Source organism: Halorussus sp. AFM4, from assembly GCF_051194995.1.
GTDB lineage: Archaea > Halobacteriota > Halobacteria > Halobacteriales > Haladaptataceae > Halorussus.
The window spans coordinates 191,788-214,188 of the sequence record NZ_JBNTJT010000002.1; the positions used below are offsets into that span (position 1 = coordinate 191,788).

18 protein-coding genes are annotated in these 22,401 nt (G+C 66.2%); 14 read left to right on the forward strand and 4 right to left on the reverse strand.

Going from position 1 to position 22,401, the window contains the following annotated elements; all coding sequences use genetic code 11:
- Positions 1 to 4 precede the first annotated feature (4 nt).
- Both ACQUQF_RS09250 and ACQUQF_RS09255 read left to right on the forward strand, forming a co-directional pair.
- Complete coding sequence (locus tag ACQUQF_RS09250) at positions 5 to 1,072, forward strand: glycosyltransferase family 4 protein (protein ID WP_435178022.1); 1,068 nt, start codon at positions 5 to 7, stop codon at positions 1,070 to 1,072.
- A gap of 62 nt (positions 1,073 to 1,134) precedes the next feature.
- Positions 1,135 to 2,586, forward strand: coding sequence for a sulfatase (locus ACQUQF_RS09255; RefSeq protein WP_435178024.1), 1,452 nt, complete (start codon positions 1,135 to 1,137; stop codon positions 2,584 to 2,586).
- 36 nt (positions 2,587 to 2,622) lie between these two features.
- Here ACQUQF_RS09255 and ACQUQF_RS09260 read toward each other — a convergent pair whose 3' ends face one another.
- Positions 2,623 to 3,165 (reverse strand): glycosyltransferase family 2 protein, encoded by a 543-nt coding sequence (locus ACQUQF_RS09260; RefSeq protein ID WP_435178026.1) that lies wholly within the window; start codon positions 3,163 to 3,165, stop codon positions 2,623 to 2,625.
- Between the two features lie 297 nt (positions 3,166 to 3,462).
- Between ACQUQF_RS09260 and ACQUQF_RS09265 the strand changes: the two genes are divergently transcribed.
- The 11 genes from ACQUQF_RS09265 to ACQUQF_RS09315 all read left to right on the forward strand — a co-directional run bounded on the left by ACQUQF_RS09265 (position 3,463) and on the right by ACQUQF_RS09315 (position 19,007).
- Complete coding sequence (locus ACQUQF_RS09265) at positions 3,463 to 4,800, forward strand: sulfatase-like hydrolase/transferase (RefSeq protein WP_435178028.1); 1,338 nt, start codon at positions 3,463 to 3,465, stop codon at positions 4,798 to 4,800.
- 5 nt (positions 4,801 to 4,805) lie between these two features.
- Positions 4,806 to 6,275, forward strand: a complete 1,470-nt coding sequence (locus ACQUQF_RS09270) for an oligosaccharide flippase family protein (RefSeq protein WP_435178030.1) — start codon at positions 4,806 to 4,808, stop codon at positions 6,273 to 6,275.
- A gap of 83 nt (positions 6,276 to 6,358) precedes the next feature.
- Positions 6,359 to 7,825: a sulfatase gene (locus ACQUQF_RS09275; RefSeq protein ID WP_435178032.1), complete on the forward strand. Its 1,467-nt coding sequence runs from the start codon at positions 6,359 to 6,361 to the stop codon at positions 7,823 to 7,825.
- Positions 7,826 to 7,982: 157 nt separating this feature from the next.
- On the forward strand, positions 7,983 to 9,134 hold the full coding sequence (locus ACQUQF_RS09280) for a glycosyltransferase (RefSeq protein WP_435178034.1): 1,152 nt from the start codon (positions 7,983 to 7,985) through the stop codon (positions 9,132 to 9,134).
- Complete coding sequence (locus ACQUQF_RS09285) at positions 9,131 to 10,099, forward strand: sulfatase-like hydrolase/transferase (RefSeq protein WP_435178036.1); 969 nt, start codon at positions 9,131 to 9,133, stop codon at positions 10,097 to 10,099. The genes ACQUQF_RS09280 and ACQUQF_RS09285 overlap by 4 nt, the downstream gene beginning before the upstream one ends.
- A gap of 4 nt (positions 10,100 to 10,103) precedes the next feature.
- A complete protein-coding gene (locus ACQUQF_RS09290) occupies positions 10,104 to 11,111 on the forward strand; it encodes a sulfatase-like hydrolase/transferase (RefSeq protein ID WP_435178038.1) in 1,008 nt (335 codons plus the stop codon).
- Positions 11,108 to 12,061 carry a sulfatase-like hydrolase/transferase gene (locus tag ACQUQF_RS09295; RefSeq protein WP_435178040.1) on the forward strand — a complete coding sequence of 318 codons (954 nt, stop codon included), beginning with the start codon at positions 11,108 to 11,110 and terminating at the stop codon, positions 12,059 to 12,061. Before ACQUQF_RS09290 ends, ACQUQF_RS09295 begins: the two co-directional genes overlap by 4 nt.
- Positions 12,062 to 12,066: 5 nt before the next feature.
- Positions 12,067 to 13,185, forward strand: a complete 1,119-nt coding sequence (locus ACQUQF_RS09300) for a sulfatase-like hydrolase/transferase (RefSeq protein WP_435178041.1) — start codon at positions 12,067 to 12,069, stop codon at positions 13,183 to 13,185.
- 3 nt (positions 13,186 to 13,188) lie between these two features.
- Positions 13,189 to 14,652, forward strand: coding sequence for a lipopolysaccharide biosynthesis protein (locus ACQUQF_RS09305; protein WP_435178043.1), 1,464 nt, complete (start codon positions 13,189 to 13,191; stop codon positions 14,650 to 14,652).
- Between the two features lie 80 nt (positions 14,653 to 14,732).
- Complete coding sequence (locus ACQUQF_RS09310; protein WP_435178045.1) at positions 14,733 to 17,867, forward strand: oligosaccharyl transferase, archaeosortase A system-associated; 3,135 nt, start codon at positions 14,733 to 14,735, stop codon at positions 17,865 to 17,867.
- Between the two features lie 168 nt (positions 17,868 to 18,035).
- A complete protein-coding gene (locus ACQUQF_RS09315; RefSeq protein WP_435178047.1) occupies positions 18,036 to 19,007 on the forward strand; it encodes a DUF368 domain-containing protein in 972 nt (323 codons plus the stop codon).
- Positions 19,008 to 19,031: 24 nt separating this feature from the next.
- Here the strand turns inward: ACQUQF_RS09315 and ACQUQF_RS09320 are convergent, their stop codons facing one another.
- The gene (locus ACQUQF_RS09320) at positions 19,032 to 19,685 is read right to left on the reverse strand and encodes a helix-turn-helix domain-containing protein (RefSeq protein WP_435178049.1); all 654 of its coding nucleotides are present in this window, start codon (positions 19,683 to 19,685) and stop codon (positions 19,032 to 19,034) included.
- Positions 19,686 to 19,855: 170 nt separating this feature from the next.
- The gene (locus ACQUQF_RS09325; RefSeq protein WP_435178051.1) at positions 19,856 to 20,452 is read right to left on the reverse strand and encodes a hypothetical protein; all 597 of its coding nucleotides are present in this window, start codon (positions 20,450 to 20,452) and stop codon (positions 19,856 to 19,858) included.
- Positions 20,453 to 20,598: 146 nt separating this feature from the next.
- Between ACQUQF_RS09325 and ACQUQF_RS09330 the strand changes: the two genes are divergently transcribed.
- Positions 20,599 to 20,988 carry a DUF2267 domain-containing protein gene (locus tag ACQUQF_RS09330; protein WP_435178052.1) on the forward strand — a complete coding sequence of 130 codons (390 nt, stop codon included), beginning with the start codon at positions 20,599 to 20,601 and terminating at the stop codon, positions 20,986 to 20,988.
- Between the two features lie 47 nt (positions 20,989 to 21,035).
- On the opposite strand, the gene ACQUQF_RS09335 is transcribed toward ACQUQF_RS09330, so the two are convergent.
- Positions 21,036 to 22,400, reverse strand: a complete 1,365-nt coding sequence (locus tag ACQUQF_RS09335; RefSeq protein ID WP_435178054.1) for an anaerobic glycerol-3-phosphate dehydrogenase subunit C — start codon at positions 22,398 to 22,400, stop codon at positions 21,036 to 21,038.
- Position 22,401: the final 1 nt, after the last annotated feature.

A 22,401-nucleotide genomic window follows, 5' to 3' on the forward strand; every position in this document is an offset into this window, starting at 1 on the left:
ACGGATGCGGATTCTCCAGGTAACGCCGCGCTATCCGCCCCATACCGGCGGCGTCGAGACCCACGTCGCGGAGATCAGTCGGCGGCTCGCCGCCCGCGGCCACGACGTGACGGTGTTGGCGGCCGACGCCGAAGAGGGCCTGCCGCGCCGTGAGACGCGCGACGGCGTTCGAGTGCGCCGGCTCCGCGGGTTCGCACCCGGCGGCGCCTTTCACGTCGCGCCCGGCATCGCGCGGGCGGTCCGACGGAGCGACCCCGACGTCGTTCACGCGCACAACTACCACTCGCTGCCCGTCTTCTTCGCGGCGCTCGGGTTGGTAGACGCACCCGTACTCCGACGGAAAGCGGGCGACGTCCGGTTCGTCGTGACGCCCCACTATCACGGCGGGAGCGCGAGCGACCTCCGGGACCGACTGCTCTCGCTCTACCGGCCGCTCGGCGGGTGGGCGCTCCGACGCGCCGACGACCTCGTCGCGGTCAGCGAGTGGGAGCGCGAGCGGTTGTGGGCGGACTTCGGTATCGACGCCGCCGTGATACCGAACGGCCTCGATGTCGAGCGGTTTTCGGACGCGACGCCCGAGGAGCGAGAGCGCCCGTATCTCCTTTGCGTCGGCCGACTGGAGGCGTACAAGGGCGTCCAGCACGCGATTCGAGCGCTTTCCGAACTTCTGGAGTTCGATCTGCTGATCGCCGGCTCGGGCAACTACCGATTCGAGCTGGAGCGCGTCGCCCGCGAGGCCGGCGTCGGCGAGCGCGTGGAGTTCCTCGGGTACGTCGCCGACGAGCGGCTACCGGGCCTGTACGCCGGCGCCGCTGCCTACCTGCTGCTCTCCGAGTTCGAGGCGTACGGGATGACGGTGGCCGAGGCGCTGGCCAGCGGGACGCCCTGCGTCGTCCGGACCGGAAGCGCGCTCGACGACTGGGTGTCGGACGCCGGCGTGGTGGGCGTCGACGACGTTTCACGCGACACCGTAGCCGATGCGGTCCGGACGGCACGGGGTCGCGACCCGGACGCGAGCCGGGTCGTCGGGTGGGACGCGGTCGCCGACGAGATCGAGACCGTCTACCACTGACCCGGGCGAGCGCCGCGGAATCGGGCGGCGGAGTTATGTCGCTAAAGAACGACTACCCGACGATGAAGCCGAACGTCCTCCTCATCGTCCTCGACAGCGTCCGGGCGGGCAACACGAGTCTCCACGGGCACGAACACGGGACGACGCCGTTCCTCGAGACGTTCGCCGAGGAGGCGACCGTCTACGAGCAGGCCCGGTCGCCCGGCACCTGGAGCCTCCCGAGCCACACCAGCATGTTCACCGGCCTCCACGTCGAGGAACACGGCGTGACGCGGGCGAGGCACTCCCTTCGGCCCGGCCACACCATCTTCGAGGAGCTGCGGGACGACCACGGCTACGAGACCGGCGTCTTCTCGGAGAACACCTGGATCACCGACATGGACGTCGGGCTGAAGGACGCCTTCGACACCGTGGAGGGCGCCCGGAACCTGCCGTACCCCGAGGGGGTGGACCCGAGCAACTTCGTGCTGACCGAGGGCCAGGGGCAGTATCTTGCCTATCTCCGCCACTGTCTCGCCAGCGAGTCGCCGCTGAAGTCGCTGGCAAACGGCGTCGTCACGAAACTCGCGTGGGACTATCCGCGCTATCTGCCCGACTCGCTGACCGCGAGCACGCCCGCCGAGGTGTACGCCGACCTCTTCCTCGACTGGGAGGCCGCGCGCGACGGCCCCTGGGCCGCCTGCATCAACTTCATGGACGGCCACCTCCCCTACGAGCCCGACGCCGGCCACGACGGCTGGGGCGGCCCGACGCTCCGGGACCTCCAGGAGGAGATGACGGACCAGGTCTGGGAGTTCAACGGCGGTCAGCGCCCCTGGTGGCAGCGCAAGGCGCTGGAGGGCCTGTACGACGGGACCATCCACCAGATGGACAACCAGGTCGGCCGCGTCGTGCGGGCGCTGGACGAGCGCGGCGAACTGGACGACACGCTGGTCGTGATTACCTCCGACCACGGCGAGGGGTTCGGCGAGCCGAGCAGAGTCAGGCCCGGCGCGAGAGTCGCGGCCCACGGCGCCGGCGTCCACGAGGTGCTGCTCCACGTCCCGCTGGTCGTCCGCGCGCCCGGCCAGCGAGAGGGCGAACGCGTGTCCGAGGTGGCCTCGCTCACCCGGTTCCCGGCGGCGGTCCGCGCCCTGCTCGACGACGAGTTGCGCGACGACGCCTTCGTTCCCGACGGGCCGGTCGTGGCGTCGTCGCACGGCCTGGAGGAACCGATGGAGGAGCGGGCGGCGAGATACTGCGACGACCTCTGGCGGTTCAACGGCGACGCCCGTGCGGTGTACCGCGACGAGGACGGCTTCGTCCGGAAGGACGTGACGTGGCGCGACGAGGCGGCGTCGATCCTGGTCTGCGACGCGAAGGCGTCGAGCAAGACGGGGACGGACGGGGCCCGCGACCGAGTCGAGTCGGCGTTCGCGGCGATCGAGGACCGCGGCGTCCGCGACGAGAGCGAGGGGCTGGGCGACGTGGACGAGGCGACCCAGAAGCGACTCGAGGACCTCGGGTACGCGTAATCGAGGACGCTCGTTCGGATACGGGACCGCGGTCGCTCAGACCGGGAGCGTCTCGGTCGCTTTGTCGCCGATGATTTTGGCGCCGATCGGCCCGAAGGTCGCCGGGTGTCGCCGCGTGAGATAGGCGATCCACTCGAGATGTTCGGCGGCGCTCATCCCGTCGCCGGTGTCATCGTCGTAGTGCGGGACCGCCTCGCGATCGAGGCGGACCACGTCCCCGCCGGCCTTCTCCACCCGGATGGCGAAGTCGGTGTCGCCGCCGTGCTGGCGCGACTCGTCGAACCCGCCGACGTCCCGCCAGAGGTCCCGGTGGAAGATCATCAGCCGGCCGATGATCCATCGGCACGGCGGGAAGTCGGCGAGCCCGGCGAGCGTGCGTTCGTCCATCTCCGCGACGGTCCGGGCCACCGTCTCGGTCGGGAACTCGATGTCGTCGTCGGCGATGACGATCCAGTCGTTCTCGGCGGCCCGGACGCCGGCGTTGCGGGCGACGTTGAGGCCCTCGTCCCTGCGGACGACGACGTTCGGTTCGGACGGGATCGTCTCGGTCGTGATGACCTCCGGCCTCACCGTCGGCACGACGACCGAGACGTCCTCCAGTATTGCTCTAGATAGGCTTTCGGACAACTACCCCACCCCTGTCGGGTCGACGCCGCGGACCTGTATAAAATCTACTGCCGATTTGAACATATTGGCGCGCCGAATCTACTGCGCTCGACTCTGAATCGGCAGTCGATCGGAGTCGGACTCCCTCCTGCCATCGCGTACCGCCGTCTCGAATCCGAGCGACCCGCGTTCCTCCCAGCGTGCGACCTCTCGTCGCGGCGACTGCGCCGCAACCTACTTGCGGATTCCCGGACAGATACACGTACAGGAATGCCGAACATCGCCCTCGTCGTCCTCGACACCCTCCGGAAGGACTTCTTCGACGAGCACTTCGACTGGCTCCCGGGGAGGCGGTTCGAGCGGGCCTACTCGACCAGCCACCGGACGGTGCCGGCCCACGCCTCGCTGTTCACCGGGAGGTACGCCAGCGAGCTCGGCGTCGGCGGCGACACCAACCGGGTGCCCGCCGACCGGCCGCTACTGGCCGAGCGCCTCCGCGACGCGGGGTACTCGACCCGCGCGTTCAGCGCGAACCCCTACATCTCCGAGCAGTTCGGCTACGACCGCGGGTTCGGGGAGTTCGGCGGGAGCTGGCGGCTCGAGTCGTTCGACCCGGACCTGTTCGACTGGGGCGTTTTCATCGCGAACGCCCAGGACGAGGGGGCGAGCAAGTACCTCCGGGCGCTCCGGGACTGCGTCGCGTCCGACTGCGACACGCTCCGGTCGCTGAGACACGGGGCGACGCTGAAGCTGTACGACGCCGGCGTCGGCCCGTTCGACGTGGACGACGGCGCGAAGGCCGCCCTGAAGACGGTCCGGCGCACGTCGTTCGGCTCCGAGGAGTTCCTGTTCGTCAACCTGATGGAGGCCCACGCGCCGTACAACCCGCCGGCGGACTACCGGACGGCCGACGAACCGGAGTTCGACGGGATCAGCGCGACCATCGCCGGAGAGACGGACATCGACCGGGCGCGGCTCCGGCGGGCCTACGACGACAGCGTCCGCTACCTCTCGGACGTCTACCGCGAGATATTCGCCGAGCTCCGGACCGACTTCGACTGCGTCGTCACGCTCGCGGACCACGGCGAACTCCTCGGCGAACACGGCGCCTGGAACCACTGCTACGGGGTGTTCCCGGAGCTCACTCACGTCCCACTGACGGTCTGGACCGGCGAGGACGGGGTCCGCCGGGACGAGACGGTCGTCAGCCTGCTCGACGTCCACCGGACGGTGCTCGACCTCGCGGGCGTCTCCGGGGAGTCCCGAGGCCGGAGCCTCCTGGACGACCCCGAATCCGGGACCTTCCTCGCCGAGTACCGTGGGCTCACCCCGCGCCAGCGCGACCGACTCGCGGGCGACGGCGTCCCGCGGTCGACCCTCGAGTCGTTCGACGAACCCCTCGACGGCCTCGCCGCGCCCGAGGACTACTACGGCTACGAGACCCGGGACGGCTTCGTGGAGACCGGGACGGCGGCGGTTCCGGACCCCCGCGAGCGCCTCGCGGAGTTGCGCGAGGAGGTACCGCGGGCGGACCCGACGGGGCGGACGGCGGCCGGCGAGCCCTCCGAGGCCGTCCTCCAGCAGCTCGACGACCTCGGGTACACGTAGTAACCATGGGTGACGCTGCGGACCGGAGTCTGGGCGGCGAGACCGCGAAGGGGACCGCCGCGAAGGCCGCGATGGCGGTCGTCGGCTTCGCCGGCACCGTCGTCCTCGCGCGGCTGTTCGACCCGGCGGTGTTCGGCGGCTTCTACCTCCTGCTGTCGCTGGTGAAGCTCGTCGACAGGCCGGTCCGGGGGTTCGGCACCGCGGCGAAGAAGCGGTTCTCGGAGGTCGGCTCGCGCCGGTCGGAGGTGCTGGGCGGCCAGTTCCTCGTCACCGGGCTCTGGGTCGCGTTCGCCGGGCTCGGCGCGCTCCTGCTCGGCGACTGGCTCCGGTCGTACACCGGGCTGCGCGACGCGCCGGTGCTGTTCGTCGTCCTGCTCGCGGCGCTCGGCCTCTACGTGTCGTTCGAGCGGGCCGTCGAGGCGAGGGGGCTGCTCGGCGTCTCGTTCACGGCCGACGCCGTGCGGTCGTACCTGACGCTCCCGCTCCAGGTAGGGTTCATCTTCCTCGGATTCGGGGCCGCGGGGATGGCGTGGGGGCTCGCGGCCGCGACGTTCCTCTCGATTCCGCTGCTGGTCCGGTACGTCGACGCGAAGCCGGCCGTCCCGTCGCGCGAGACCGTCGAGAGCCTCCTGACGTACGCCCGGTACAGCATCCCCGGCGTCGTCATCGGCAAGGCGTACGACCGGTTCGACGTGCTCCTGCTCGGGTTCCTCGTGGGCCAGAGCGCGGCCGGGAACTACGAGGTGGCCGCGAAGCTCACGATTCCGGCCCTCATCGTGGCGGAGGTGGCGGGCAGCGGGCTGATGGCCCGGGCGAGCAACCTCCACAGCGAGGGACGCGCGGTCGGGCTCGACGTGACGAACACGCTGGCGTTCGCCAGCATCCTGGCCGTCCCGATCTTCTTCGGGGCGGTCGCGCTGGCGGAACCGCTGGTCGTGACCGTCTACGGGCCGGCGTACGCCGAGGCGGGGACGCTGCTGGTCGCCATCGCGCTGTACCGGCTCGTCCGGACCCAGAACGAACCGCTGCTCCAGACCCTCGACGGGCTCGACAGGCCCGACGTGACGATGCGGCTGTCAGTCGCCGCACTTGCCGTCAACATCGCGTTCGGGGTGGCGCTCACGCTGGCCGTCGGCCCGGTCGGCGTCGCGCTCTCGACGGTGCTCGCCGAGTGCGTCCGGTACGGCTGGGCCGCCCGGGTCGTCCGCCGGGAGACCGCCGGCGTGGAACTGCTCACCCGACCGTTCCTCGAACAGGTGGCGACCGGGCTGGTCATGTTCCTGGTCGTGGCCGGCCTCCACCGGGTGGTCCCGGTCCGGTCGTGGCTCCACCTCGGCCTCCTGGTCGGGGTCGGTGCGGTGACCTACGGCGCGACGCTGTTCGCGATCAGCAGCCAGCTCCGGTACACCGTGGGGACGGTGCTGCGCGGGTCGCGGATCGAGCACCTCGTCCCGAGCAGACTGTTGACCGAGTGATAGCTCGTCCGGAACGGACCGCTCGCCGAGTGGCCGGCCCGCGTCGCCGAAGGATTTTGGAACGGGGTCGTCGTACACCGCCCATGCCCGAGACACCGAACGTCGTCCTCCTCGTCCTCGACACGCTCCGCGCCGACGCCATCTCGTGTTACGACGGCGGGGCGGAGTTCGACGTCCGCACGCCGAACCTCGATCGGGTGGCCGCCCGCGGAACGGTCTTCGAGCGGGCCTTCTCTACGGGGGCGTGGACGCCGACGGCCCACGGATCGCTGTTCTCCGGCCGGTACCCCGCGGCGACGGGCTTCCTGGGCGAGTGGCCGACGATGCCCGACTCGGTGCCGCTGCTGGCCGAGCGGTTCGAACGGGCGGGCTACGATACGATCGGCGTCCAGGGGCCCGCGAAGATGGGCCCCGGAACCGGCCTCGATCGCGGCTTCGAGGCGTACTACGACGTCTACTCGGAGGTGGCCGACCGCCCCTCGCTCGAGTACGCGAAACAAATGGGGACGAACGACCGCGTGCGGCGCGACTTCCTCCGGCTGGTCACCCGCGGCAACGACTACTACACGGGCATCCGCTTCGACGCGCTCGAAGACGCCATCGACGCCACGGGCCGGCCCTTCTTCGCCGCGGCCAACGTGCCGACCGCCCACTGGCCCTACGACCCGCCGCGGCCCTACAAGCGCGAGGCCACGCCGGCGCTCTCCCGACCCCGGATTCCGCTGGTCGAGGAGTTCCGCGACGCCCAGTCGTTCGACGACCCCGCCGTGCGCGACGACCGGCTGTTCGCGGCGGCGGACGGCCGCGACGGCCGGAGCGTCGACCTCCTGTACTACGACGACCCCGCGTACCTGAACGACGCCGAACTCGACGTCCTCCGGCGGTGGTACGGGGCGTGCGTCCGCTACCTCGACGAGTGGGTCGGGCGCTTCCTGGACTTTCTGGAGGCCAGGGGGCTGACTGACGACACGCTGCTCGTGGTGACCTCCGATCACGGGGAGTTCTTCGGCGAGCACGACGTGCTCTATCACGGGAACTTCCTCCACGACGCGGTGACTCACGTACCGCTGCTGTTCGCCGGGCCAGGCGTCGAGCCTGGCGTGCGTCGGGACGATCTCGCGTCGCTTGTGGATTTGTTCGATACGTTCTGTGACCTGTGTGGCCTTTCACCTCCGGACGGGACCGACGGCCGGTCGCTGTTCGGATCCGGCGAGCGCGACGCGGTGTTCGCCGAGGAGGCCGTCTTCGATTTATCGGACGAACCCGACGCCGGCGCAGTCTCCGACGAGACGCTGCGGGAGTTCGAACTCGGACGGAAGTCGATTCGGACCGACGAGTACCGCTTCGAGTTGCGTTCGGACGGGAGCGAGCGGCTGTACGAACTTCCGGACGAGCGCGTTATAACTGACCCCGGCGCGGAGGTTGTCGACTCCCTTCGGGACCGACTCGTCGACGCGCTCGGCGAGGAGTTCCGTTCCGGTGCGGGCGAGACGGCGGAGTACGGCGAGGCGGTCGAGCGGAATCTCCGGCAGCTAGGGTACATCGAATGAGTCCCGAACGCAGTTCCGGCATTGATCCGGCTCGGCTCTGCCCGTAAAACAGATGCTCTTCCTCTGTGTTCGGAACCACCGAATGCTGGGGAGTACCGGGAACTTCGAATGAACACAATTAAACCCGGTCCACAGAATCGTCCTTCCATAGCATAGTATGGAAGACCGATCTATCGCAGTCGCCCACGGGAACTACCTCGAACGAGGTGGTGCAGAGTCGCTGGCGGACGAGATCGCCCGTACGTTCGACGCGCCGCTGTATTACGGGTTCGGTGACGACGAGAACGTCTCCGAAGACGTAGATGCTAGAAGTCTCTTCGGGGGTTCCCCGCTTTCGGTCGTGAAGCGTTCGATATTCCTCCGCGATCTCTACTACGCTTGGAACGCTCAAAGGGTACCTGAACTGACCGAATACGACGTGGTCATCCTCACGAAGAACGAGCTCAGCTGGTACGTTCCGGAGGACGAACAGGTAGTCGTCCACTACACCCACAGCACACCACGGGTTCCGTATGACCTGTTCCAGCAACGCGCGAACTCGCTACCGTCGCGGCTATACGCGTTCGTGGCGAGAACGATGTTCCTCCCGAACACCAAGTTCCCGGATCGGTTCGTCGCCAACAGTGAACTCGTCGCCCGGCGCATCCGGCGCTACTGGGGTGTCCCCGAGGAGAAGATAGAGGTCGTCTATCCTCCGGTGAACGTCGGCCGGTACGCCGATCGCGACATGGCGGACTACTACCTGACGTATTCCCGACTGATCCCCGAGAAACGCCTTGACGCCGTCGTCCGCGCGTTCGACGGACTGGACGCGAAGCTGGTTGTCGGCGGCGCAGGTGAAGAGCGCGATCGCCTCGAACGAATCGCGCCAGGGAATGTCCAGTTCGTCGGTTACATGCCGGAGGAGGAGAAGATCCGGCGGCTGGGCGAAGCGAAGGCGGTCGTGTTCAACGCGATGAACGAGGACTTCGGCATGGTCCCGGTCGAAGCGTTCGCCAGTGGGACGCCCGTCCTCGGTGTGAACGAGGGTTACACCAAATACCAAGTCCTCGACGGTGAGAACGGACTACTCCACGAACCCGACGCTGCGAGCATCCGCGATACGATCACGCGATTCGAGCGAGAGGGTGTCGCGTGGGACGCCCATGAGATACGTTCGTTCGCCGAGCAGTTCGGCGCGGAGCGATTCAGAAAGCGAATGCGGAAGATTGTAGAGGAAGCGGTCGAGGAAGCGGAGATTACTCCGCACGAGAAAACCGACACGCAGAAAACACCCCCGGCCTCCAATAGAGGTGTATCGAAGCGATGACCCTCCAAGACTGGGCCGAGAACGCCAAAGACCGATTCGAGCGCGACGGAGTGATGACGGGCGTCTACGGTGCCATTCAAGAACTCTGGCAGGGCGGTCTCGGCGTCATCGGTCGACATGTCTACAATTACGGTACACACGTCTTCGAGCGCGACTGGGACGTACTACTCGTCCTGGACACGTGTCGACCTGACGTGCTCGCCGAGGTTGCTGACGAGTACGAGTTTCTGGCTGACTACAACCCCGAGACGGACGTGCTGAACTCGGTCGGTTCGCGGTCGCCAGAGTGGATCGGCAAGACGTTCGATCCTGAATCCGTAGCCGGCCCCGAACTCGCCGACACCGCATACGTTAGCGCTAATCCACACACTCGGGATGTACCGACATTCGATGAACTACTTTTACTAGACGAAGTGTGGACGTACGGTTGGAATCAGGACTACGGTACGGTTCCGCCGGAGAACGTCATTGACCGGGCGATTGACGTGCAGCGGACCCACAAACCTGATCGTCTGGTTGTGCACTTTATGCAACCTCACTCTCCGTATAGGTCGCTTGTTGACGAGCATCCTGAATGGTTTAGTCTTGACGTTGGCCTAGACAACCCAGAGCAGCGGCCCGAAATGGTCATCTGGGAGCGTCTTCGAACAAACCGAATATCGAGAGAGGAACTGTGGGCAGCCTACCGCGACAATCTGCGGTGGGTTCTGGACTCGGTCGAAGAACTACTCCGGAACATGGACGCTGAGACTGTTGTTCTGACAAGCGACCACGGTGAGGCCTTCGGCGAGTGGTGGTGCTACGGCCACAGTAGTACTGCACCAATTCCCGTACTGAAACGCGTCCCTTGGGCCGAAACAAACGCGACCGACACTGGGAAGTATAAACCAGAACTGGACGCCGATTCGGTTTACGTCGAAGACGATGAAGTCAAGGATAGACTTCGAAATTTAGGATACGTGTGACATTATGACCCTCAACGATTGGCTCAAAGAATCGAAGGACCGCATGAACGATTACGGGCTCCGGACCGGCGGGGTCGAAGCAGCGAAGGCGCTCTGGACCGGAGTTCTATCGCGCGCCGGGAGAAAGTGGAACTACGGGACTTCCGTCTGGGAGTACGAATGGGACGTACTTCTGGTGTTAGATACTTGTAGACCAGATGTGCTCTCCGAAGTCGCTCACGAGTACGACTTCATTCCCCAGAACGTTCCAATTATGAACTCACTCGGGTCGGCGTCTCCGGAGTGGATCGCGAAGAACTTCACCAAGACATACGCCTCCGAACATCTTGACGAAATCCGCGAAACCGCGTACGTCACGGCGAATCTTTTCTCCGACGGCCTTGAACCGGAGGAAGTGTTCAGTGATGCGACCTTCAATCCGGAACTGTTCCTCCTGTGTGACGAGGTCTGGAGGTACGGCTGGGATGAGGAGTACGATACCACGCCACCGGACGCGATGGCGGACCGGGCTATCGCCGTTCACAGAGAGTATGATCCTCAGAATCTTATTGTGCACTTCATGCAACCCCACACGCCGTACCGTACGCTTTACGAGAAATATCCTGAGTGGTTCGACTCGACGCACACTGGCGACGAAGACGACGCACCCCATCGTCGCGACCGTGACTGGCGTCTCTGGGAACGGCTACGCCATGACGTAATAACAAAAGATGAAGTCTGGGAAGCATACAAGGACAACCTGCGCTGGGTTCTAGACAAGGGCGTTGAGCCGATTTTGGAGAACATGGACGCCGACACCGTCGCCATCACGGCGGATCACGGCGAAGCGTTCGGCGAGTGGGGCCTGTACGCGCACCCACACCATGCACCGGCCCCCGTTCTCAAACAGGTACCATGGGTGACGACTACTGCAACCGACAGCGGTGAGTACGAGCCTCAACTCGAACCTGACGATTCAGTTGTCGACGACGACGAAGTGTCAGACAGACTGGAGGCACTTGGCTACAAATGACGTTCCAGGACTGGGTGCAGGATTCAAAGAACAAGATATACGCCTACGGTCCCCGGCGCGGAGTACGCTCGGCAGCCTTCGACTTCTGGGGAGGCTTCGCACGTCGGTTCTGCCATACTTTCAGTCTCGACACGGAAGGAACGCCGATCTACGAGCGAGAGTGGGACGTGCTGGTACTATTAGACACTTGTCGAGTAGATGCACTCAAATCCGTACGGGACGAGTACGGGTTCTTGCCGGACACCATTCCCTCCTTCACCTCACTCGGTTCCACCTCTTGGGAGTGGATGCATGACAACTTCACGGAAGAATACCGCGACGAGATATCGAGAACCGCATACGTCACGGCCAATCCACACACCCGCCGATTCGGTGACGAGTTTTCGATACCACCGAACGCATTCGAACTCCTTGACGAGGTCTGGAAGTACGAGTGGGACGATGAGTTCAGTGGCAACCCACCGCGACCGGTGACAGACCGAGCCATAGACGTGATGCGCGAGCGTGACCCGGACTGGCTCATCGTCCACTATATGCAACCACACGCGCCCTATCCGGCACTCGATGAGTACGCACCCGAGAGTGCTCGCCTGCTCAAAGGAGACGATGGGGCGGTCTGGGATTTACTCCAATCAGGAGACCTCACAGTCACTGATGCATGGCAGGCGTATCTCGACAACCTACGGTGGGTCCTCGATGACGTTGAACTACTGCGTTCGAACGTCGACGCAGACACCTTCGTCGTGTCAAGCGACCATGGTGAAGCGTTCGGTGAATGGGGTCTGTATGGTCATTACCGACATGTCCCTCTATCAGTGCTTAAGACGGTCCCGTGGGTTGAACTGTCGGCGACGGATTCGGGTGAGTACGAACCTTATGTCGAACCCCAGGAGGTTCACGTTACTGATGACGAGGTTGAACAGCGCTTAAGCGCTCTTGGTTATAGGTGATACTGATGACCGATACGACACTTCTGGTGACGGTCGATTCGCTTCGATACGACTACTACCAGTACATGACTGTAACGAGGGAGTTCCTCGGTGACTCCCATCCGGCTACGTTCGCAACAAACACTGCTACACCCTCCTGCTTTCAATCGATAATCGGCGGCATCTACCCAGGCGAGGTCGGCGTCGACGCCGACTCGAACGTCGCGGTGGAGCTTGACTCCCCGTACAAGTACGGCATCTCTACCAACCGATTCCTCTCGGGTCGCTACGGCTACAACCTTGGGTTCGACCACTTCACGGCGCCGAGTCGCCACGACAAGGGACTGAAGGACAAAGTGGCCGAGCACATGACTCCCCAGAGCACACTGTTCGGCGTCGCATCGCGTGTCTGGAACGCCGTGCAGGGAATCCAACGACGGGTTTCGGCGGTGGACCGGGAGTACCGCACGGCAGCGGACGTGATATCTGAGTTCATTGACGCGACCGACGACCGCGAGGAGTGGTTCGGATGGCTCCACTTCATGGAACCTCACCACCCGTACAATCCGAACGACGGTCCCGTCTCGCGCGGCGAGGCCCAGCAAATAACCCGCCGGGTCCTCAACGGCCGAGCGAGCGACCACGACGCCGAAATTGCACGTCAGCTCTACCGCGGCGAAGTCGAGGAACTCGACTATCGCCTCGAACGTCTCTGGGATGCCATCCCCGACGATACGCGAATCCTCTTCGTCGCCGACCACGGGGAACTACTAGGTGAATATGGCGAATGGGGCCACCACGCCACCATGTGTCCCGAATTGCTCCGCCTCCCCTTGGCCTCCCGGAACATCCCCATTGAGAGTGACGTCGTCAGTCTAATTGACATTCCTACACTGTTACTCGACCGAGAGTACAACCATGGGTCATTCCAGCGCGAGACTGCGTTCGCGGCCTCGAACGGGAACCACGCCGCAATGAACCGCAACCACGTGGCCACGGACGACGGAGTGGTGACCCTCGATGGAGATTCCGCGGAGGACGAGGAACTGATGGCCGCCAGAGCCGAGTTCGAGGACAGAGCCGACAGGCCGGTCACGAAAGACGAACTCCCTGAAGACGACCTTGAAGCGCTCGGCTACCTCTGAACAATGAGTACGGCCGATCTCGACATCGGCAGGGAGGCGCTCGTCTCTGTCGCAGCGAAGTTCACGATGTCGGCGTTCGGATTTGTCGGCGTCATGATCTTCGCGCGGGTTCTCGGGAACGTCGGCGTCGGTCGTTACTACGTCGCCCTGGCCGTCGCCCTGATGCTCGTCCGGGTATCTGCGGGGCTGGGGCAGGCCATCAATAAACGCGTTAGCGAAGTCGATACCAATCCCTCGGAGTATCTTGGACTCGGACTGGCGTTCCACGTCCTCTACGTCGGGGTGGTCGTTGGAATCTTCGTCGCGGTTTCACCGGCCCTGCCGGTTCAAGGAATCTCCGTCGACGACGTTTTAGGCATCGTTCTTGTGTTTAGCTCGGTCGGCGCCTTCCAGATTCTGAACCGGTTCTATTCGGGTATCGGTTATCCCGGTCGGTCGTTCTGGTTGGACACGGTACGGAGCATCGTAACCCTCGCGTTCCAACTCGCTCTCCTGTACGTCGGGATGGAATCGTTCGGCATCCTACTAGGGTTAGCGATCGCCAGCTTCATCACCGCGGGCCTGGTCGCCGTCGTCAGCGGCGTCCGACCTACACTCCCCTCCCGTCAGACGTTCGCATATACTGGCAAGTTCGCCAAGTGGAGTATCCCTACATCGGTCGTCAACGACGTGTACAAGCGGGCAGATCCGCTTCTCATCTGGTGGTTCGTCGGCAACGGTGCCGTCGGCTTCTACGAGACCGCGCTTCGGCTCGTACTACCCGCTTCCCAACTGACCGCCAGCATCAGTAATCCGCTTCAAGTGAAAGTCAGCGGCCGGTCCTCGCTCGGCGAGGACGTCCGCGAGGACGTGGCGAACGCCGTGACGTACGCTGGACTCCTCGGCCTCCCGATGTTCTTCGGTGCGCTCGCGCTGCCCGACGTGTTGATGCGGACGTTCTTCGGATCCGGATTTGGCCAGGGTGGTGAGGCACTAATCGGCGTCTCGCTGTTCTACGTATTCTACATCTACCAGATTCCACTTGAGTCGGCCATCAGCGGGACCGACCGGCCGGAGCTCACGTTCCGAGTGAACTGCGCCGGACTGCTCATCCATATCCCGCTCGCCGTGGTTCTCGCCCCGCAGTACGGGCTGCTCGGTGTCATCGGCGCAACCCTCGTTGCCGAGGCCCTCATGTTCCTCATGTTCCAGTTTCTCTGCCGGGAACTGTTCGGTGGGACGATCTTCCCGGCCCCTATCGCGGCACAAACTGCGAGTGGAGTGGTGATGTTTCTGGTCGTCACCGAGATTAGGGGGATGGTAGCATTGAACCACTGGCTTCCTGTGGTTACACTCGTCTGCTTCGGGGCAGCGGTCTACTTCGCGGTCCTCACAGTGACGAGTTCCCACTTTCGGCTCACACTCGGTAACGTCCTCGGCCCGGTCTACGAGCAGATCCTCACGAGAGACCGGAAATCAGAGAGCTAACAGCTGGCGGTATCGCCGAATCGAAGTGTCGAATCGCAAAGTCACAAGGCTTAAGCGCATTTTGGCACTCCCCTAACCTAATGAGCCAGCAGACCGAGCAGGTCGAGGACTCAACCGACACTGCGGAGTCGGTCCTCGACAGCTTCGAAGACTGGTATCACGTCCCCGTACTCGCCGCAGCGATCGCGTTCATGCTGTGGGTGCGGCTCCAGTCCTACGAAAAGTTCATCAGAAACGGCGAGGTCTTCCTCGCCGGCAACGACGCCTGGTACCACCTCCGCCAGGTGCAGTACACGGTGACCCACTGGCCGAGAACGATGCCGTTCGACCCGTGGACCAACTTCCCGTTCGGCACCAGCGTGGGTCAGTTCGGCACGCTGTTCGACCAGCTGATCGCCACCGCGGCGCTGATCGTCGGCCTCGGCGACCCCTCCGGCACGCTCGTGGCCAAGACCCTCCTGGTCGCGCCCGCGGTCTTCGGCGCGCTCATCGCGATACCGACGTACCTGGTCGGCAAGCGCCTCGGCGGCCGTCCCGGCGGCCTCTTCGGGGTGATCGTCCTGGCGCTGTTCCCCGGCACGTTCCTCCGGCGCGGGCTGGTCGGGTTCGCCGACCACAACATCGCCGAGCCGCTGTTCCAGACGTTCGCCGTGCTCGCGATGATGGTCGCGCTGACCGTCGGCGAGCGCGAGAAGCCCGTCTACGAACTGGTGGCCGACCGCGACCTCGAGGCGCTCCGGGCGCCGCTGGTCTACAGCACGCTCGCCGGCGTCGCCACCGCGCTCTACCTGTGGACGTGGCCGCCGGGCGTGCTCCTCATCGGCATCTTCGGCGTCTTCTTCGCCATCAAGCTCACCGCCGACTACGCCCGCGGGGTCAGCCCCGACCACCTCGCGTTCGTCGGCGCCGTGAGCATGGCGGTGGCGGGCCTGCTCCTCCTGGTGCCGCTCGGCACGCTCGACATGAGTCCGACCAAGTTCTCGCCGCTCCAGCCGCTACTCGCGTTCGCGGTGGCCGGCGGCTGCGTCTTCATGGCGTGGCTCGCCCGCGAGTGGGACGCACGCGACCTCGGAACCGCGCTCTACCCGGCGACCATCGGCGGGATCATCCTCGCCATCACCGGTTTCGTCTACCTCGCGCTGCCGTCGCTGTTCAACCTCGTCCGGACGAACCTCGTGCGCATCGTCGGCTTCAGCACCGGGGCGCAGACCCGGACCATCGCCGAAGCCCAGCCGTTCCTCTCCCAGACCTACCCCCAGTACGGCATCGCGTGGTACGACGTCATCATCCAGGAGTACGGCCTGATGCTGTTCACCGCGGTCATCGCCGCGATCTGGATGGTCTGGAACACCTACCGCACCGACGACCACCGCGCGGAGTTCCTGCTCGTGCTGATCTGGGCGGCGTTCATCACCGCCGCCGCGTTCACGCAGGTGCGGTTCAACTACTACCTCGCGGTCCCCGTCGCGGTGCTGAACGCCTACCTTGTCAGCCAGATCCTCTCGGTGGCGGACCTCACCGACCGCGGCTCGCTGACCGACGTCGAGGGCTATCAGGTCCTCGCGGTCGTCTTCGTGGTGCTACTCATCGTGCCCGTGCTCGTCACGCCCGCCAGCCTCGGCAACTCGGGCTACGCCTCCATCGACCAGACCCGGACCGCGATGCAGTCCGGCCAGACCGGGCCCGGGGCCATCACCGAGTGGGACGGGTCGCTCGACTGGCTCGCCAACAACACGCCCGAGGAGGGCGACTACGGCAACGCCAACAACGCCGACGAGCTCGACTACTACGGCACCTACCGCCAGGGCGACGGCGACTTCGACTATCCCGAGGGCGCCTACGGCGTGATGTCGTGGTGGGACTACGGTCACTGGATCACCGTGGAGGGCGAGCGCATCCCGGACGCCAACCCGTTCCAGGAGGGCGCGACCACCGCGGCGAACTACCTGCTTGCCCAGAGCGAGCAGCGCGCGAACAACATCCTCCAGAACCTCGGTAACGACAGCGAGGAGACCCGCTACGTCATGGTCGACTGGAAGATGGTCGAGCCCACGGCGAAGTTCTCCGCGCCGACCGTCTTCAAGAACAACGCCAGTCGGTGGGACTACTACACGAGAGTGTACACCGGCCTCAACCAGGGCCAGCAGAGCCAGCCCCGCATCCTGTTCCGGATGAAGGACCAGGCGTACTACGAGACGATGGCCTCGCGGCTCTACAACTACCACGGCAGCCGGGTCGAGCCGAGCCCGGTCGTGGTCGACTACGACCGCATCTCGGGCGCGAACCCCGACGTGTTCGCCCAGACGCCCCAGTCGCCGAACGCGAGCGTCATCCGGCGGTTCGACACGATGAAGCAGGCCCGCCAGTTCGTCGCCAACGACTCCACGGCCCAGATCGGCGGCATCGGGCCGTTCCCGAGCGAGCCGATCCCGGCGCTCGAACACTACCGCGTCGTCAAGCAGAGCAAGTCGTCGGCCGCGAACTCCTCGCAGTACGCCCAGACGCTCCGGAGCGAGATGCGACTGCTCCAGCGGGCGGGCGTGAACCCGCAGGCGCTGTTCCGGACCTCGCCGTCGTGGGTCAAGACGTTCGAGCGCGTGCCCGGCGCGACGGTGACAGGGACCGCCCCGGCCAACACCACGGTCACGGCGAGCGTCCGGCTGTCGCCGACCGGCCAGAGCGGGTCGTTCACCTACACCCAGCAGGCGAAGACCGGCCCCGACGGCCAGTTCACGATGACGCTGCCGTACTCGACGACCGGGTACGACAACTGGGGTCCCCAGAACGGCTACACCAACGTCAGCGTGCGAGCGACGGGCCCGTACCAGTTCACCACGCCCCGGACCCTCGAGGGCGGAAACCTGACGTACTACAACGCGACCGCCCAGGTGACCGAGGCACAGGTCATCGGCGAGAGCCAGCAGAACGTCACGGTCGACCTGTCGAAGACGTCGACCCCGCTCCGGCAGAACCAGAATAACTCGTCGGGCAACCAGACGGACGCCGGTGACCAGACCGCGCCCGACGGGACGGACGCGGGCAACCAGACCGGCGACAACCAGACGAGTTCGGGCGACGCGAACGCCGCGAACTCGTCGTCGATGGCGGCGCCGACGCCCGGGTCGGCCGCGCCCGAGCGCCAGGAGACGGTCCCGGCGCGCGCCGGCCTCGTGGGCGCCTACGCCGGCGCGCTCGTGCTGGCCGGTCGGAACTGACCCCGATAGGGACCGAATCGCAGCGATTCTCCGCCGGTTTCTCTCCGGCCGTTCTCGACGTTTTTCCGTCGGTTCGTGGTTCCTTTCGTGCGCGTGCTTCGTCGCCACGAGTGGAACCGCCCCGAGAAAGCAAACGGTTTTCCGGCCGGTCGTCGTACCCCACGCGCAATGCGAGAGTGGCTCTCCGTCTACCTCAAGGGCGTGTTCATGGGCGCCGCCGACGCGGTCCCCGGCGTCTCGGGCGGCACCATCGCGCTGATAACCGGCATCTACGAGCGGCTCGTCGGCGCCATCGCCGCCTTCGAGCCCGGCGTGCTTGCCGACCTGCCCCGGGCGTACGACCCCGACGCCCGCGCTCGGATCGCCGCGATGCTCCGCGAGATGGACGTGGCGTTCCTGCTCGTCCTCGGCGCGGGCATCATCACCGCCGTCGTCGGCGTGACGGGTGCGATAGCCAGCATCGAGAAGTCCTCGCCCGCGGTCCTGTTCGCGTTCTTCTTCGGTCTCATCGCGGCGTCCGCGTTCGTCCTGTGGAGCGAGGTCCGACTCGACACGACCGGCGAGAAGGTCGCCGCGGTCGTCGGACTGGTCGGCGCGTTCCTGCTGGCCAGCGAGTCGGCCGCGGCGACGATTCCCCACTCACCGATCGTGCTGTTCCTGGCCGGTGCGATAGCGATTTGTGCGATGATACTGCCCGGCGTGTCGGGGTCGCTACTGCTCATCCTGTTCGGCCAGTACATCTTCATGACGAACGCGCTCCACGCGTTCATCGACGAATCGGTCGGCGTCGTCCGGGGCGGCCCGCTCGAACCCGCGGTCGGTCCCGCCGTGGCGGTCACGTCGTTCGTCGCCGGCGCCGCGGTCGGCATCCTCACGTTCGCCCGCGTGGTGAAGTGGGCGCTCGAGAACCACCGGGAGGTGACGCTGACGTTCCTCGTCGCGCTGATGGTCGGGGCGTTGCGTCTTCCGGTCGCCAGAATCCTTGGCGCGGACGGCGCATGGACGCCGACCCGTTTCGCGACGGTCATCACCGCCGGCTTCGTCGGCGCCTTCGCGGTCCTGCTGGTCGACTACTACACCGACGACCTCGACGTAGTCGAGGACGAGCCGACGCCGACCGCGGCGGCGCGGAACGACTGACGGGCCCTCGTCTTCGCCCGCGATTCACTCCCCGAACAGCGTCTGCAGCACCTTCGACTCGGCCTTCCGGAGGTGCTCCGACGCCGTGCTCGGCGCGCAGTCGAGCGCCGCGGCCACGTCCTCGTGGCTCGCGGTCCGGGGCACGTCGTAGTAGCCCGCGGCGACCGCGGTCTCGACCGCCTCGCGCTGGCGCCCGGTGAGCACCGTCGCCACGCCCTCGGGTTCGGTCGAGACTCCTCCGACACGCTCGACCTCGACGTCGATCCCCTCGGGAGCCGTGTCGAAGAGCCCCTGCAACGCGTCGGCGGTCCCGACCGCCTCGAAGGTGACCCCGCCGTCGTCGGTGTGGTCGAGCGTCGAGGTGACGACGACGCCGCTCTCGTGGTAGGCGTCGAACATCGCCCGCTGGACCGGCGTCGTCTCGGCCCGGACGTGGGCGTAGAAGCCGCCGCCCGCGACCGGGGTGAGGTCGTACGCGATCACCTCGGGAATCTCGGCGAGTTCAGCGGCGAACGCCTCGCGGTCGCCCTCGACGTAGAAGGCGTGGGTCATGGTCTCGCCCGCGTCGTTCCAGTGGACCATCTCGGCGGCGCCCACGTAGTCGCGCTCGGTCAGTAGCGTGTGGACCGGATGGACCTCGACGTCGGGCGCGTAGAACGTCAGCTCCAGCCGGCGCATACCCGCTGTTCGTCGCCGATACACTTAAAGAATCATCGCGCCCGAAGCGCTCTCGACGACCGGCTTGCGCGAGTGGAGCGGCGCGAAGCGTGGTCTCGGCCGTTCGTCGTCACCAACGTCGGTAGCGCCCGACCCGGACGCCCGATTGAGAAACGGCCTCGCGGTCCTGATCAGGCGCCCTCCTCGACGTACTCGGTCATCTCCTCCCACGCGAGGATGCCGACGCCGGAGGCCCAGGCCGTCGCGCGCTTCATGGCCCGCGTCTCGGCCATCTCGTTGAGGTTGTCCTCGATGCCGCGCCGGCTCTCGGAGGCGCGGGCGGTGGCGTGGCCGGTGTACGCCGACTCGGGCCCGTCGGCCTTCTTCCAGGCCCGGGCCCGGAACTCGGCGTACTCGTGGTCGGTCTCGCCAGCGGTGGTGACGGGCTCGGACCGGACGACGATGTCGAAGTGCTCTGCGATGACGGCGTAGCCGCGCTTGTTGATGGTCGGGTTGCCGTCGACGACGTCGATCATGTAGTCCGGGACCACGTCGAGGGGATCGGTCCGGACCGACTCGGGCATCTCGCTCGGCCGGTCGCCGGCCGCGTCCGCCGGGAGCGACTCGCGCTCTGCGGCGCTCCCCCCGTCGCCGGCGACGATGTCGACCGCGCCGGGGCCGCACTCCTCGCAGAGCGCCGCGTGGGTCTCCCTGCCCTCCTCGGCCTCGCGCCGGGTGTCGAACTGTCTGGTCGTGCCGCACTCGGTCTCGACGGTGAAGGTGCTCATCCTGGTCTCACCGGGTAGGTCTAGAAGGGCCCGGAACCACTCAAAACGCCCGAATCAGGCCCGAACAAAGGACTTTTGGGGTTCCAGCGCCCCGCCCGGGCGGTGCGGCCGTGAGGGCTTTCCGACTCAGTGCCCGACCACCGGACGTGAAGCGCGACCAGTTCCTCACCGAGGTCCAGGAGCGCGCAGAGTTCGACGACGACCAGACCGCGAACGACGCCGCCGAGGCGGTCCTGCGGACGCTCGGCGAGCGCCTGCAGGCCGGCGAAGCCGACGACCTCGCCGCCCAGCTCCCCGACGGGATCGACGAGTACGTCGCTACCGACGAGGCCGAGCAGTTCGACTTCGAGGAGTTCACCGACCGCGTCGAGGAGCGCCTCGACACCGGCGTGAGCCCGAAGCACGCCTCGCAGGCCGTGGCCAGCGTGGTCGTGGACGCCGCCTCCACGGGCGAACTCCAGGACGTGGTCTCGGAGTTCCCCAGGAACGAGGGGTACGGCGAGCTGCTCGCGCTCGCCGACGAGAGCGCGTCGTAATCGCCTCGCGAGGCGTCGAAAGCCGAGCCGAACTGACGCCGTTTCTCTCAGTGCTCGCCGTCGACCAGCGCCTCGGCCAGCACTTCGAGCGGGTGCCGGACCTCGTAGCCAGTGCCGTGCTCCATCTGCATCGCACAGGTCGGACACTCGGTCAGCCCCGTCTCGGCGTCGGCCGCCTCCATGTGGTCGAACATCTCGGCGCCGATCGCCATCGAGGTGTCGTACTTCTCGGCCTTCCAGCCGTAGGTGCCCGAGATGCCCGAGCACGAGGGGCCGACGTCCTCGGCGTCCGCGCCGTCGAGGCGGTCGAGCAGTTCGACCGCCTGCCCGTCGACGCCCTGGTTGCGGGCGTGGCAGGGCGCGTGGTAGGCGAAGGCGTCGTCGTCGAGGTCGGCGTCGGCCGACTCCAGGGCGCCGTCGAGGTCCTCGTGGAGCCGCAGGTACTCCAGCGCCTCGTAGGTCCGGGCCGCGACGCCGGCCGTCCCCTCGAAGTCGAACAGCTCGGGGTACTCTTGGCGGAGCGACATCGAGCACGACGTGCAGGAGGCGACGACGTCCGCGCCGTCCTCGATGGCGGCGGCGAGCTCCCGGACGTTGGTCTCGGCGGCGCGCCGGGCGTCGTCCAGCATCCCGTTGGCGAACATCGGGGTGCCCGAGCACTTCTGCGGGGGGACCAGCACCTCGTAGCCGAAGTGCTCGTAGAGGCGGACCATCGACTTGGCGACCGCCGGGGTGTTGTAGTTCGCGTAGCAACCGTGGAAGTAGGCCACGCGCTTCTCGTCGCTGTCGATCTTAGCGCCCCCGCGATTCGTCCACCACTCGCGGAACGTCTCGTCGGCGAACGCCGGGAACTCCCGCTCGCTCGTGATGCCGAGCAGCCGCTCGTTGACCGCCTGGACCAGCGAGTTGCCCATCACGAAGTTGGCGAGCCGCGGGACCCTGCTCGCCAGTTCGGCGAAGAACCGGTAGTTCGCCAGGATGCGGTTGCGGACGTACTCCCGCGAGAGCTTCTCCATCTGCTCGTCCACGAACTCCCCGCGAGCCGTGTTGTGCATCTGGCTGAGCGGCACGTCCGAGGGGCACGCCGAGTCGCAGCGCATGCAGTTCGAGCACGACATCACCGACTCGTCGACGTCGCGGTCGCCCTTGCGCTTGAGGCGCCACTGCTCGGGCCCCTGGAACTTCGGGCCGGGGAACTCGTCGTCGACCTCCGCGACCGGGCAGACCGAGTCGCAGGTCGAGCACTTGTAGCAGTCGTCGCTGCCCGGCCGGAGGTCCATCTCCTCGCTCTCGCCGAAGACCTGCACGGGCTCGAACTCGTCGGTCTCGACGGTCTGCTCCTCGCGGACGTCGTTCGGGTCGTCCGGTTCGCTCGCGTCGTGGGGGTCGCCCCCTGTGTCGGCGTCACTCATG

Coding starts and splice junctions, on each gene's coding strand:
- ACQUQF_RS09335 (WP_435178054.1), bottom strand. CDS start 22,400: ATGAGTGACGCCGACACAGGGGGCGACCCCCACGACGCGAGCGAACCG.
- ACQUQF_RS09310 (WP_435178045.1), top strand. CDS start 14,733: ATGAGCCAGCAGACCGAGCAGGTCGAGGACTCAACCGACACTGCGGAG.
- ACQUQF_RS09300 (WP_435178041.1), top strand. CDS start 12,067: ATGACCGATACGACACTTCTGGTGACGGTCGATTCGCTTCGATACGAC.
- ACQUQF_RS09315 (WP_435178047.1), top strand. CDS start 18,036: ATGCGAGAGTGGCTCTCCGTCTACCTCAAGGGCGTGTTCATGGGCGCC.
- ACQUQF_RS09275 (WP_435178032.1), top strand. CDS start 6,359: ATGCCCGAGACACCGAACGTCGTCCTCCTCGTCCTCGACACGCTCCGC.
- ACQUQF_RS09325 (WP_435178051.1), bottom strand. CDS start 20,452: ATGAGCACCTTCACCGTCGAGACCGAGTGCGGCACGACCAGACAGTTC.
- ACQUQF_RS09280 (WP_435178034.1), top strand. CDS start 7,983: ATGGAAGACCGATCTATCGCAGTCGCCCACGGGAACTACCTCGAACGA.
- ACQUQF_RS09290 (WP_435178038.1), top strand. CDS start 10,104: ATGACCCTCAACGATTGGCTCAAAGAATCGAAGGACCGCATGAACGAT.
- ACQUQF_RS09270 (WP_435178030.1), top strand. CDS start 4,806: ATGGGTGACGCTGCGGACCGGAGTCTGGGCGGCGAGACCGCGAAGGGG.
- ACQUQF_RS09265 (WP_435178028.1), top strand. CDS start 3,463: ATGCCGAACATCGCCCTCGTCGTCCTCGACACCCTCCGGAAGGACTTC.
- ACQUQF_RS09255 (WP_435178024.1), top strand. CDS start 1,135: ATGAAGCCGAACGTCCTCCTCATCGTCCTCGACAGCGTCCGGGCGGGC.
- ACQUQF_RS09295 (WP_435178040.1), top strand. CDS start 11,108: ATGACGTTCCAGGACTGGGTGCAGGATTCAAAGAACAAGATATACGCC.
- ACQUQF_RS09250 (WP_435178022.1), top strand. CDS start 5: ATGCGGATTCTCCAGGTAACGCCGCGCTATCCGCCCCATACCGGCGGC.
- ACQUQF_RS09285 (WP_435178036.1), top strand. CDS start 9,131: ATGACCCTCCAAGACTGGGCCGAGAACGCCAAAGACCGATTCGAGCGC.
- ACQUQF_RS09320 (WP_435178049.1), bottom strand. CDS start 19,685: ATGCGCCGGCTGGAGCTGACGTTCTACGCGCCCGACGTCGAGGTCCAT.
- ACQUQF_RS09305 (WP_435178043.1), top strand. CDS start 13,189: ATGAGTACGGCCGATCTCGACATCGGCAGGGAGGCGCTCGTCTCTGTC.